This is a genomic window from Rhodococcus sovatensis (assembly GCF_037327425.1).
Lineage (GTDB): Bacteria > Actinomycetota > Actinomycetes > Mycobacteriales > Mycobacteriaceae > Rhodococcoides > Rhodococcoides sovatense.
On the sequence record NZ_CP147846.1, the window covers coordinates 1,260,212 to 1,273,367 of the forward strand.

Here is a 13,156-nt window from a genome sequence, read left to right on the forward strand (position 1 = left end):
GTCGGCTCCGCGGAGACCGCTAGCCTGTCCGAGGAGCACACCTTCAGTGGAGAGGCGACATGGCCGATAGTCCCAACGCCGGTGATCCGTTCGCCGAGTTGCCGATGGACCCGGACGTCGACGACCTAGCGATGGTCGGCGACCCGACCAGGCCGCTACATCTGCAACCGTCGGCGCTGGCTTTGGTGTTCGTCGGGGGAGTCGGCGGAACCCTGGCGCGGTACGGCCTCGAAGTTGCAATTCCTTTTCGCAGTTCGGGCTGGCCTGTCGCCACGTTCATGGTCAACCTGGTCGGCGCGTTTCTGCTGGGTCTGGTACTCGAGCATCTGATGCGACGCGGACCCGACGTCGGCGCGCGTCGACGGGTTCGCTTGCTTACAGGCACCGGTTTCTGCGGTGCATTCACCACATACAGCACATTCGCGTTGGAGGCAGTAGTGCTCTCCAGGGATGGTCACTGGACGACGGCTTTCGCGTACACGATGTCGACCGTCGTGTTCGGTGCGCTGTCAGCGTGGGCAGGAATCGTCGTCGGTGCCCGCAGGAACCGGACCGCTCGATGATCGTCGTCCTCCTGGCGGTCGCAGGCGCACTCGGAGCGGTAAGCCGGTTCGTGATCGATTCGTTCGTCAAATCGAAGCTGAAGAATGCGGTGTTTCCGTGGGGGACGGTAGGCATCAATATCACCGGATCGTTGCTGCTCGGATTCCTCGCGGGACTGGTTGTGCTGCAGGATGGTTCGACCGATCTGCAAATGGTGATCGGAACGGGGTTCTGCGGTGGGTACACGACATTCAGTACGGCGAGCGTCGAGACTGTTCGCCTCGTACAGTCCGGTAGGCATTCGCTTGCATTGATCAACCTCGTCGGCACGCTTGTGGTGGCGGGCGGGGCGTGCGCTGCGGGATTCGCGCTTGCAAGCGTTGTCTGACGTCGCTTACGTGCGTTGGGAGAGTGCGATGTCGAGGAAATCCCGGCTCGGGCCCCGCAGCTGCTCCTGCTGATTCCAGATCGCGCGGAGCTGACGAGGCATCGTCACTCCTTCGACGTCGATACGGACCAATCGTCCGTCTCGGATATCTCCCTCCACGGCCATCGACGACAGGACGCTCGGCGCATCGGCAGTTACGACCGCCGATTTGATCGCAGTCACCGATTCCAGCTCCAACAAGGGCGGTTCGGTCGGGTGGATGATGTTCTCGAATGTCGTCCTGGTTCCCGACCCGGGTTCGCGTTGCACGAGCGCCGTAGACGCCAATTCCTCCACGGTGACGGATGCGGTTGTCGCCCAGCGGTGTTCAGGACCGGTCACGACGACGAGCTCGTCCGTGGCGACGACGCGAACGCCGAGTCCGCTCGGGATGTCCGGGCCCTCGACGAAACCGATGTCCGCGCGCCCGTCGAGCACGTGCTGAGCTGCTTCAGCAGAGTTCATCAATCTCATCTGGGTTCGGACTGCTGGGTGGCGGGTTCGCATCAACACGATCCAGCCCGGGACGAGGTGCTCGGCGACGGTCATGCTCGCGGCGACCGTCAGGTGTGCGATGTCTTCCCGGAGGAGCGAATCGACGCCGGTGGCGAATTTCTGCGCAGCGTTCAGAACATTCTCGGCCCATTCGAGTACGGCGACACCCTCGGGCGTGAGTCCTACGCCGGTGTTGGTTCGCGAGAAAACCCGGAGTCCGATGTCGCGCTCGGCTGCGCGTACTCGCGCGCTGACCGCCTGCTGACTCAGCCCGTGCTCACGTCCAGCGGCGCTCATGCTGCCGAGCCTCGCAACCGACACCATGACGTCGAGTGCGGCGAGGTCGGGTACCCGAGGCGAGAGCGTCATCGACACACCGTATCGAAGGACGGGGTTGGGGCGTGGACACGATCAAGCGAGCAGAGGCTCGATGTCGCCGCGGCGTCCTGAGGAAGATCCAGCGCCGCGCCGGGTGGCTGCGAATGCTCCTGCGGCACAAGCCCACCGAACCGCCGCTTCGGCGCCGGTGGACCATTCCGCCGCCAACGCGCCGGCGAACGCGTCACCTGCTCCGGTCGTATCGACGGCGTCGACTGTGGGAGAAGCGACGTCGGCCGAAGACTGCGGTCCGCGGTACCGAGCACCCGCTGCACCGAGAGTCGTCACGACATGCGGAATGCGATCGGTGACGTCGCTGCCGATCGCTGCTGCTTCGGCTTCGTTGACGACGAGGAGATCGACGGCATCGACGAGGGCGTCGGGCAGCTTCTGTACGGGTGACGGATTGAGTACGACGAGAGTGCCGTTCGCGCGTGCGTGGGTGGCGCCCGCGAGCACGGTCTCGACAGGGATTTCCAATTGGCACAGCATGATGTCGGCGTCCGCGATGACTGCGCGTTCGGCGTCTGTCAGGTCACGCATCGCACCGTTGGCCCCGGCGACCACCACGATGGTGTTCTCGCCTGCCGCGTCCACGGCGATTGCGGCTATTCCGCTGGGGCCCGTCGTGCGTCGTGTGAACTGCACGTCGACTCCCGAATCGGTGAGAGTGCGTAGCAATTCCCCGGCGAAAGCGTCGTCGCCCACCGCTCCGAGGAACGTCGTAGTGGCGCCGGACCGGACAGCAGCGAGCGCCTGGTTTGCACCCTTACCTCCCTGCGAGTTCTCGAAACTGTCGCCGAGCACCGTCTCGCCCGGTCGAGGCAACCGTTCCGTGTGGGTGGTCAGATCCATGTTGATGCTGCCGAGAACGGCTACCCGTGTTGCTGCCATGCCCCAACCTTAGGGGAGGTGAATCGTTTGTTGCAGATTGTTGACAATCTGCAAGTCCTCGACAACGATGACTTGCATGACAGCGTCGACTCGCACACACCTCAGCCCTGCACTCAAGCAAGCCACCCCGGTTGTCGTCGACTACGCGGCCGGTAGCTGGATTTACGGCACGGACGGAAATCGATACCTCGACTTCACGACGGGCATCGGCGTCACCAGCACGGGCCACTGTCACCCCCGAGTCGTGGAAGCGGCTCGCGAGCAGGTCGGCAAGATCATCCATGCGCAGTACACGACCGTCATGCACAAGCCCCTTCTCGCGCTCACCGAGAAGCTCGGTGACTTTCTCCCTGACGGTTTCGACAGCGTCTTCTACGCCAACTCCGGATCCGAGGCCGTCGAGGCGTCGATCCGACTTGCACGCATGGCCACCGGTCGCCCGAACATCGTCGCATTTCACGGCGGCTTCCACGGACGCACTGTCGCCGCAGCCTCGCTGACGACTGCGGGGACCAAGTTTCGATCCGGGTTCTCGCCGATCATGGGCGGCGTACATATCGCACCGTTCCCCTACGCATTCCGGTACGGCTGGGACATGGACACCGCAGTCGCGTTCGCGCTGCAGGAGCTGGACTACTTGTTGGCCACGATGTCCAGCCCCGCCGACACCGCCGCGTTCATCATCGAACCCGTTCTCGGCGACGGTGGCTACCTCCCGACTCCGCCGGAATTCCTCGAGGGTATTCGGCGCCGCGCGGACGAGCATGGCATCGTGCTCATCGTCGACGAAGTCCAAGCAGGCGTCGGCCGCACCGGAAAGTTCTGGGGCCACGAGCATTCGGCCGCGAAGCCCGACATCGTCATCACCGCCAAGGGACTCGCGTCCGGGTTCCCGATCTCGGCGATCGCCGCGTCGACGGAATTGATGTCCAAGGCGTGGCCAGGCTCTCAAGGCGGAACCTACGGAGGCAACGCCGTAGCGGCGGCCGCAGCCGTCGCCACCCTCGACGTAGTGCGAGACGAAGGGTTGGTGGAGAACGCTGCCAAGCAGGGTGCTGTTCTGCTCGACGGGCTGAAGGCGTTGAAGGAGCAGTATTCGGCGATCGGCGACGCCCGCGGCCTGGGCCTCATGCAGGCCCTCGAATTCGTCGACGAGAATGGTAAGCCCGACGCTGCCGCCGCAGCGCGCGTACAGCAGACAGCCATTTCGGAGGGCCTGTTGCTGCTGACCTGCGGTGCGCTCGGCAACGTCGTTCGGGTGATCCCGGCTCTGGTGGTCACGGATGACGAGATGGCGGAGGGTTTGGACGCCATCGGGCGAACACTGAAGCGAGCACTGTGACAGTCCTCGACCTGCTGCGTGGGGCAGACATCGAGGTCGACGACTCGCCACGACGGCTCGCCGAGTATTCCTACGACGCATCGAACTATCGGGTTCCGCCGTCGGCTGTGGTGTTTCCGCGCACTGCGGACGACGTCCGAACCACAGTGAAGGCATGCGCCCGGACCGGAGTGACGATCGTGAGCCGCGGGGGCGGAACCTCGATGGCAGGCAACGCGATCGGTACCGGCGTCGTGCTCGACTTCTCGCGCTACATGAACAAGGTCATCTCGGTCGATGCGTCCGAGAAGTCCGCGGTCGTGCAGCCAGGAATTGTGATCTCCGAGCTCGCTGCGGCCGTGTCGGCCGCCACGGACGGTCAGTTGACGTATGCGCCGGATCCGTCGAGCAAGACGCGCGCAACGGTCGGCGGCGCGATCGGCAACGACGCCTGCGGCAATCACTCGGTGCGATACGGCCGGACGGCAGATCACACGATCGCATTGGATATCGTCACTGCCGATGGTCATCTGCTGCGGGCGACACGTTCCGGTATCCACGCAGTCGATCCGAGCGATTCCGGCTCCGTGGACGCCGCGGCCCGCATCGGTGCCGAACTGGCAGCACTCGTGGCAGACAACATGGCGGACTTTCGCCTCGAACTCGGCCTCATCCCGCGTCAGGTGTCGGGCTTTCATCTGTCGAATCTTCTCCCGGAGAACGGGTTCGACGTTGCCCGGGCCCTGGTGGGAAGCGAGGGTACCTGTGCGATCGTCGTCGCGGCGACCGTCGCGCTCGTGCCGGTGCCGAAGGCGGCCCTGCTGCTCAGTCTCGGCTACTCGGATGTCGTCGAAGCTGCGCAGGATGTCATGACGATCCTCGAGTTCTCACCGGCCGCAATCGAGGGCATCGACGAGAAAATCGTCGAGACAATGCAGGCTCGTCGCGGAATCGACTCGGTCCGTGGACTTCCAGCCGGCAACGCATGGCTGTACGTCGATCTCGACGGCGACGATCCCGCAGAGGTGGAAGAGAAGGCCGAGCGGTTGCTGGCTCGTCTGAAGGAGTCGGGAAGGCTGAAGGACGGTCGCGTCGTCGCCGATCCCGCCGAACGCAAGTCCCTGTGGCGTGTGCGTGAAGATGGTGCCGGACTCTCCACGCGGTTGGTGGGAGGTGGCGAATCCTGGCCCGGTTGGGAGGATTCCGCCGTCGCACCGCAGAATCTGGCTGCCTACCTGGCCGACTTTCGCGACCTTCTCGCAGCGCACTCGCTGACCGGCGTGATGTACGGCCACTTCGGTGCCGGATGTATGCATGTGCGGATCACCTTCGATCAGCGCACCGAACGTGGACGCGGGATCATGCAGGCGTTTCTTCGTGACGCAGCCGAGCTCGTCGTCCGGCACGGTGGGTCGTTGTCCGGCGAACACGGTGATGGTCGGGCCAGATCCGAGCTGCTGCCCATCATGTATTCCCCCTCGATGTTGAGTGCGTTTGCGCGGTTCAAGCGGATCTGGGATCCCGCTGCACTGCTCAACCCGGGAAGCATCACCGATCCGGCCCCCATGATGAAAGATCTGGCACTGGAGGGTGTTCCAAGCCGAGAGTGGAAGACGACCTTCGAGCTCCACCAAGTGGGGACCACTACGGATCTCGATCCCTTCGTGCATGCCACCCAGGCGTGCGTCGGTGTCGGCCGCTGCCGATCCAGCAGCGGTGGGGTGATGTGCCCGAGTTACCGGGCGACCGGCGACGAGAAGGACTCGACGCGAGGGCGAGCGCGGGTTCTGCAGGACATGGTGCGAACCTCTACAACCGTCGCCGACGGTTGGGCCTCGGAGGACGTCAAAGCCTCGCTCGACCTATGTCTGTCGTGCAAAGCGTGCTCGTCCGACTGCCCGGTCGGAGTCGACATGGCCACGTACAAGGCCGAGTTCCTCGATCATCACTATGCGGGCAGGATCCGCCCGATGGCGCACTATTCGCTCGGTTGGCTGCCCCGGTGGTTGAAGCTGACGTCGCGGATCGCGCCTCTGTTGAACAGGGCGCTCACGCCGCGGACCGGCAGGCTTGCGGCCAGGTTGGGCGGCTTGACCACTGAGCGTTCGCTTCCTCGTTTCGCCTCGCGAAAGGAATTGCGTCAGCAGAGTGCCGGTTCGACGCTGGGCGGGGACGTCGTGCTGTTCGTGGATTCGTTCACCAAAGGCTTCCGACCCGAGGTCATCGGTGCCGCGGTGCGGGTATTGGCGGACGGAGGGCGTACTGCGGAGTGCCGCAGCGACATGTGCTGTGGTCTGACCTGGATCTCCACGGGCCAACTGGCGACGGCGAAGAAGCAATTGGCACGCACCGCAGAGATGCTCGACGACGGTACCGACCGACCGATCGTCGTCACCGAGCCGAGTTGTGCCGCGGCGTTGAAGAAGGATTTGCCCGAGTTGGTGAACACCGATGCGGCTCGTCGGGTTGCGGCACGAATACAGAGCTTTGCGGCGGCGGTCATCGACCAGGCTGCAGGTGGATGGACGCCATCCGCGAAGGTCCCGGCTGAAGTCACAGTGCAGACGCATTGCCATGAGTACGCGGTATTCGGCGAAGCGACGCAGCGCAAAGCTCTTGCAGCGGCAGGAATTTCCGCGGTGGACGAGGCGACTGGATGCTGCGGGGTAGCGGGAAACTTCGGATTCGAACCCGAGCACTTCGAGATCAGCATGAAGGTCGCCGAACAGGCACTCGCACCAGCTGTTCGACGAGCCGGTGACCGTCCGATTCTCACCGACGGTTTCAGCTGCCATATGCAGGTGCGCGAATTGACCGGCGATCACAGCTCTGCGGCGTCGACGCATCTGGCGCATGTGCTCGATCCGAATCCCCAGTGGCACGCAAAAGCGCCCCCTGGTGCACCTAACCATGCCACTGGGCCGCAGGCCCCATCGAGTTCTGGGCCGCAGGCCCCAACGACCACACGGAGGGACACATGACCACGACATCGACCAGCACCCGATCGACCAGCACCGAGTTCGCCTCACCCACAGGCCTGTTCATCGGAGGAAGTTGGGGTGAGGCCCGAAGTGGCGAGACGTTCGACGTTCTCGATCCTGCGACGGGGGAGGTCATCACCTCGGTTGCCGACGGCGGCGTCGTCGACGCCGAAGCTGCGATGGCAGCCGCTACGCAGGCACAGGCGTCGTGGGCCGCCACAGCGCCGCGCGAACGCAGCGTGATTCTCCGGCGCGCGTTCGAGTTGATCATCGAGCGCACCGAGGAACTCGCCGCGATCATCACTGCCGAAATGGGCAAACCGCTCGCGGACGCGCGGGGTGAAGTGGCGTACGGCGCCGAGTTCTTTCGGTGGTTCTCCGAGGAGGCAGTGCGGATCTCCGGCGATCACACGCTGACCGGTGACGGCAAGAATCGGATCATCGTTACCCGCGCGCCGGTCGGACCGTGCATCCTGGTGACGCCGTGGAACTTTCCGCTCGCGATGGGAACTCGCAAGATCGGGCCTGCGCTGGCGGCAGGATGCACCGTGGTATTCAAGCCGGCGGAGCAGACACCGCTGACGGCTCTCGCGTTGGCCGACATCCTCGTCGACGCCGGAGTTCCCGACGGTGTAGTCAACGTGGTTCCCACCACGGACGCAGCTGGAGTGGTCGGTTCGTGGATGGCGAGCGGAACTGCCCGCAAGATCAGTTTCACGGGTTCGACCGAGGTCGGCAAGATCTTGCTGGCTCAGGCTGCGCCTACCGTCATGCGTACGTCGATGGAGCTCGGTGGCAATGCACCGTTCATCGTTGCCGAGGGTGCCGACGTCGATCGCGCCGTCGACGGGGCGATGGTTGCAAAGATGCGCAACATGGGCGAGGCGTGTACGGCAGCGAACAGATTCTTTGTACACCGCCCGCTCGCAGCGGAATTCGCGGACAAGCTCGCGGCGAAGATGGGCGCGTTGACGGTCGGTGCAGGTAGCGCGGACGGAGTGGAGGTAGGCCCGCTGATCGATCAGGACGGACGCGCCAAGGTTCAGCGTCTCGTCGACGATGCGCTCGACAGGGGAGCCCGCGCAGTGGTGGGGGGCACGGAGAACTCCGGCCCCGGTTACTTCTACCCGCCGACCGTGCTCGACTCCGTGGATTCGGCGTCGGAACTGATGTCGACGGAGATCTTCGGACCGGTGGCGGCCGTGGTGCCGTACGACACGGAGGACGAGGTCATCTCGCTCGCGAACGATACCGAGTGGGGGTTGGTCGGCTACGTGTTCACCCAGGACATCGACCGAGCGCTCAGGATGGGGGAGCGTTTGGAAGTCGGGATGGTCGGCTTGAACACCGGTCTCGTGTCGAATCCCGCTGCCCCGTTCGGTGGGGTCAAGCAGTCCGGGCTCGGTCGTGAGGGCGGAAAGGTCGGAATCGACGAGTTCCTCGAATACAAGTATTTTGCTGTTCCCCGGTCCTAGCAGCCCTAGCAGGAGGAAGACAGATGTCCGGTTCCCGAAGATTGACGCCGATCAACGCTCGAAATACTTCGATGGTCATCGCGGATCAGATTCGCGATCGGATCATCGACGGCTCGTACGCGCCAGGCGAGCAGATCAACGAAGCGAACGTCGCTGCCGAACTGGAGATTTCGCGCGGTCCGGTTCGCGAGGCATTGCAGCGTCTCAACCAGGAGGGGTTGCTGGTCAGCTACCGAAACCGCGGCGTTTTCGTCGTCGAGCTCAGCAGCGACGACGTGGCGGAGATCTACGACGCCCGGGCCGCCATCGAGGTCGGTGCTGCGTGGACGCTGGTACGGGGCGAGGTCGCGGTGTTGAAAGCAACTGCCGCGCAGCTCTCGGCCATCGTCGATCAGATGCAGCCGTTCATCGACAAGGCGGACTGGCTGGGACTCGCCGAGCGTGATCTTGCATTCCATACCGCGTTGGTGGCAGCGACGACGAACAGTCGAATGTCGAGGATGTACGCCACGCTCGCTGCCGAAGCCCGTATCTGCATGGCCAACCTCGAGACCGCGTACTACCGGCCGGAGGCGCTCGTGGAGGAGCATCAATTGCTGGTCGACTTGCTTCTCGGGGACGATTGGGCGGCGCTGGAGACAGGTCTGCACGAGCATATGGACACTGCGATCCACGATCTGACGCAGGCGATGCACGATCAAGCAGAGGAGGGTGCCGACGCCCCTGTCCGCGCCTAGCTAACGCCGAAGAACCCGCAACGAAGAAGTAACACGCCATCTATTGCAGGACCCTCCACCTGCAATTAGCCTGATTGTCAACAATCTGCAAAATGCTCACGGGCTGCTGAACGCCTCCCGCGACGCTTCGAGAGGGGGTACCAGTGAACGAGAACGAGAGCTACGCCGCCGAACTCACCAGCGCGGTCGGCAGGGATCACGCACCAGGTCTTGCCGAGTACGCAGATCTGCCGAACAGCACACCCATCACGTTCACAGACGAGGAGTACTCCACCCGTCTCGCCGCGGTGAGGGCCCGCATGGCGGCGCAGAACCTGACTGCTCTGATCGTCACCGACCCCTCGAACCTGTACTACCTGCTGGGCTACAACGCGCTGTCGTTCTACACCCCGCAGATGCTCTACGTCCCGCTGAGTGGGGAGTTGTACTTCTTTGCCAGGGAGATGGACGCCAACGGGGCCTTTCGGACATCGTGGTTGCCCCAGGAGCAGACATTCGGATACCCGGAAACTTTCGTGCAGCGCAAGGACACTCATCCATTCGTATGGGTCGCGGCGCGGCTCCGCGAACTCGGTGTGGTGAACAACTTCTCGCACGGTCAGGTCGGGCTCGAGATGGACTCGTACTACTTCAGTCCCAAGGCGTTCGAAGCGCTCGTCAAATCTCTGCCCGAATACAACTTCACCGACTCCTACGAGTTGATCAACTGGGTGCGCGTGGTCAAGTCACCCGCGGAGATCGACTTGATGCGCGGGGCAGCCCGAGTGTGCGAATCTGCGATGACCGCAGCGTACGACTCGATCGTGGTGGGCGGCCGTCAGTGTGATGCCGCGGCGGCAATCCTGAACGCTCAGGTCAAGGGAACCGCCGACTTCGGCGGTGACCACCCCGCCATCGTCCCGATGCTCCCCACCGGTGCCGGTGCCGACACTCCTCACCTCACTTGGTCCGATCAAGTCTTCATCGCAGGTGAGACCACAGTCGTCGAGCTGGCCGGCGTATACCGGAGATACCACGTACCGATGGCGCGGACGGTGGTGTTGGGAAAGCCGAGCAAGCGCCTCGACTATCTCGCGCAGTCGACCGGCGACGCGCTGAACGAAGTACTCGGTATCGTCGGGCCCGGAGTCACCACGACCGAGCTCGCGCAGGTGTGGAACGTCAGCCTCGCGCGGCACGGACTGCACAAGCCTTCTCGCATAGGCTATTCCATCGGTATCGCTTACGCTCCGGACTGGGGAGAGCGCACGGTCAGCATCAGGACGGACGACGACACCGTGCTGGCCGAGAACATGACTTTCCACATCATCGGCGGAATGTGGATGGACGACTACGGATACGAGGTGTCCGAGGCCGTGCGCGTGACCGACAGCGGGGTGGAGACATTCACCGAGTACCCGCGCCAACTACTGACGAAGGAGTGAGACATGATCGCCACCACCATTCCGTGGGCTCTGCGCACCGACAAGCTGGTGGGGTCCGTGATCGACTCGTCGACCTCGCTCCTTGCAGCTCAGAAGCACGACATCGTCCGGTTCGCCATGGGCTCGCCCGCGGCGGAAACCGTTCCTGCGGCAGCATTTTCCGAGATCGCATCGAAGGTCATGACCGCAGATGCGATGGACTATGCCGCCACCGAGGGTGACCCCGGCCTGCTCGACGCCTTGCTCGGCTACCTCGACTCGGTCGGCGAGCCCACCTCGGAGGACCGACTCGTCATCACCTCGGGCGGCATGCAGGGTCTCGATCTGGCCTGCAAGTTGTTCGTCGATCCTGGTGATCTCGTCATCGTCGAAAGCCCCACCTACACCAACGGAACCGCCACCGTGCTCAGTTACGGCGGCGACGTCCTCGAAGCGCCGATGGACTCCGACGGCCTTATCGTGGAGGCGTTGCCGGAACTGGTCGAGCGGGCAGGTCGCCTGCCGAAGATGATCTACGTCATTCCCAATTTCCAGAATCCTTCCGGTACGACGATGTCCCAGGCCAGGCGCTCGCTGCTTCTCGAACTCGCGCACAGATGGGGGTCGGTGATCCTCGACGACGACCCGTACGGGCTGCTGCGGTTCGAGGGTGAGCACATTCCGAGCTTCAATGCGCTGAGCCCGAACGATCCGCTCGTGTTCTCCGTCCGCACGTTTTCGAAGATGATCGCTCCTGGCCTACGCGTCGGCTGGGTCGACGCTGCTCCCGAGGCGCGACAGCTAGTGATCAACGCCAAGCAGGCGATGGACACGTGCACCAACCTGCCGAGCCAGCGCATGATCGCCGAGTTCATTCGTCGGGGTCACCTCGACACCCACCTTCAGTCGCTCGCCGCGGTCTATCGGCCACGCAAGATTGCGATGCAGCGCAGTCTGGAGAAGTACTTCGGCGACCGCATCGAGACGACCGACCCGGAGGGTGGCTTCTTCCTGTGGGCGACACTGCGCGGTGACGCATCCTCGGTATCGACGCAGGATCTGTTCGAAACCGCTCTGGCCGAAGGCGTTGCGTATATTCCCGGGCCCGCTCTGTCCGTCGGTGGGAAGTTCCACGATTCGTTGCGGCTGTGCTTTGCATCCTCGACACCCGAGCGGATCGACGAGGGCGTCAGGAGACTTGCAGTGGCAGTGGATCGCGCGAGGTCCATGTTGTCGAGCGATCCGACTCGATGATCGAGGCCGAACGACGATTGCTCGACGCGATCGACTCCGACGGCATCGTCGCTCTGGCATCGGCACTCATCGACGCGGGCGGTGAGAATCCAGGCGACACCGAGGAATCGGTTGCCACGGTTCTCGTCGATCGATGCAGGCAGCTCGGCTTCGACATCGAGATCGACGAGGTCGCGCCTGGCCGTCCGAATGTCGTTGTGTCGGTGGGGGGATCAGCAGAAGCTGGCGTGCTCTTCCTCGGGCACTCCGACGTGGTTCCCGCAGGGGGTGGTTGGAGCACCGATCCGTTCGCCGCCGTTGTGCGCGAGGGGCGCCTGTACGGGCGGGGCGCGTGTGACATGAAGGGCGGCCTCGCTGCTGTCGTCGTTGCGATGGCTGCATTGAAAAGATCAGGAACACTGTCGCGTTCGCCGGTGTCACTGGCATGCCTCGTCGACGAGGAGGACACCGGACTCGGAATTCGAGCATTCGTGTCCGGCCAGCACACCAGGAATTACACGCACTGTATCGTCGCCGAGCCGACCGATCTGGTGACCATCACCGGATGCAGGGGAGCAGCGAATCTCGCGATCACTGTCTCGGGCCACTCCGCGCATGCCGGTCGACCCAGCAACGGGCGCAATGCAGTATCGGCGGCCGCACGAATCGTCGTGCTGATCGACTCGATGGGTGAGGACTTGAAAGCGCATGCGCACCCGGCACTCGGGCCCGCGACATGGAACGTCGGCACCATCGACGGTGGTACGGGGACGTCCATGGTGCCGGATCGATGTGTGATCACCGTCGACAGGCGCCTCCTGCCGGGTGAAGACGCTCGTGTCGTTGCGTCGCGGCTTCAGTGCGATATCGAGAATGCGGGCATCGTCGGTGACGGCATCGAAGTGGCCGTGGACGTTTCGATGGAGATGCCTGGCTTTCTGACCAGTGAGAATTCCGGGACCGTCGTCGCCGCGGTGACCTCGGTGACCGATGCCGCCGGTTGTCGCGGGACCGATGTATGGACCGCGTCCTGTGACGGTGGTTTCGTCGTGCGTGACTTGGGTATACCCACTGTCGTGCTCGGCCCCGGAGAGATAGAGACGCAGGCTCATCAACCCGACGAATCCGTGTCGGTGCAGCAATTGTGCGACAGCGCACGCGCGTACGCGTTGCTTGCATCGAGAATCGTTGCGTCACCAGCAGTTATGTCGGAAAGCCGGGGTAGTGGGCCCAGCAGCATTGCCGCTTCCGTAACGTGAAGCGCTGCGA

General features: G+C 63.8%; 11 protein-coding genes. 9 read left to right on the top strand and 2 right to left on the bottom strand.

All coding sequences use genetic code 11. From position 1 onward, the window contains the following. The first annotated feature begins 59 nt into the window (after nt 1–59). Both WDS16_RS05820 and crcB read left to right on the top strand, forming a co-directional pair. Nucleotides 60–563 carry a CrcB family protein gene (locus WDS16_RS05820; RefSeq protein WP_338891195.1) on the top strand — a complete coding sequence of 168 codons (504 nt, stop codon included), beginning with the start codon at nt 60–62 and terminating at the stop codon, nt 561–563. Beyond that, the gene (gene crcB, locus WDS16_RS05825; RefSeq protein WP_338891197.1) at nt 560–931 is read left to right on the top strand and encodes a fluoride efflux transporter CrcB; all 372 of its coding nucleotides are present in this window, start codon (nt 560–562) and stop codon (nt 929–931) included. Before WDS16_RS05820 ends, crcB begins: the two co-directional genes overlap by 4 nt. A gap of 6 nt (nt 932–937) precedes the next feature. On the opposite strand, the gene WDS16_RS05830 is transcribed toward crcB, so the two are convergent. Further along, nucleotides 938–1,834: a LysR family transcriptional regulator gene (locus WDS16_RS05830; protein ID WP_338891198.1), complete on the bottom strand. Its 897-nt coding sequence runs from the start codon at nt 1,832–1,834 to the stop codon at nt 938–940. A gap of 42 nt (nt 1,835–1,876) precedes the next feature. Next, the gene (locus tag WDS16_RS05835; RefSeq protein ID WP_338891200.1) at nt 1,877–2,737 is read right to left on the bottom strand and encodes a ribokinase; all 861 of its coding nucleotides are present in this window, start codon (nt 2,735–2,737) and stop codon (nt 1,877–1,879) included. Between the two features lie 76 nt (nt 2,738–2,813). Between WDS16_RS05835 and WDS16_RS05840 the strand changes: the two genes are divergently transcribed. The 7 genes from WDS16_RS05840 (at nt 2,814) to WDS16_RS05870 (ending at nt 13,146) form a co-directional block, all read left to right on the top strand. Further along, nucleotides 2,814–4,079, top strand: a complete 1,266-nt coding sequence (locus tag WDS16_RS05840; protein ID WP_338891201.1) for an aspartate aminotransferase family protein — start codon at nt 2,814–2,816, stop codon at nt 4,077–4,079. Beyond that, nucleotides 4,076–7,039, top strand: a complete 2,964-nt coding sequence (locus WDS16_RS05845; RefSeq protein ID WP_338891202.1) for an FAD-binding and (Fe-S)-binding domain-containing protein — start codon at nt 4,076–4,078, stop codon at nt 7,037–7,039. Before WDS16_RS05840 ends, WDS16_RS05845 begins: the two co-directional genes overlap by 4 nt. Beyond that, nucleotides 7,036–8,514, top strand: a complete 1,479-nt coding sequence (locus tag WDS16_RS05850) for an NAD-dependent succinate-semialdehyde dehydrogenase (protein WP_338891203.1) — start codon at nt 7,036–7,038, stop codon at nt 8,512–8,514. Before WDS16_RS05845 ends, WDS16_RS05850 begins: the two co-directional genes overlap by 4 nt. 23 nt (nt 8,515–8,537) lie before the next feature. Next, a complete protein-coding gene (locus WDS16_RS05855; RefSeq protein WP_338891205.1) occupies nt 8,538–9,251 on the top strand; it encodes a GntR family transcriptional regulator in 714 nt (237 codons plus the stop codon). Between the two features lie 245 nt (nt 9,252–9,496). Further along, nucleotides 9,497–10,675: a Xaa-Pro peptidase family protein gene (locus WDS16_RS05860; protein WP_338893258.1), complete on the top strand. Its 1,179-nt coding sequence runs from the start codon at nt 9,497–9,499 to the stop codon at nt 10,673–10,675. Between the two features lie 3 nt (nt 10,676–10,678). Further along, complete coding sequence (locus tag WDS16_RS05865) at nt 10,679–11,908, top strand: PLP-dependent aminotransferase family protein (RefSeq protein WP_338891206.1); 1,230 nt, start codon at nt 10,679–10,681, stop codon at nt 11,906–11,908. Then, complete coding sequence (locus tag WDS16_RS05870; RefSeq protein WP_338891208.1) at nt 11,905–13,146, top strand: M20 family metallopeptidase; 1,242 nt, start codon at nt 11,905–11,907, stop codon at nt 13,144–13,146. Before WDS16_RS05865 ends, WDS16_RS05870 begins: the two co-directional genes overlap by 4 nt. Nucleotides 13,147–13,156: the final 10 nt, after the last annotated feature.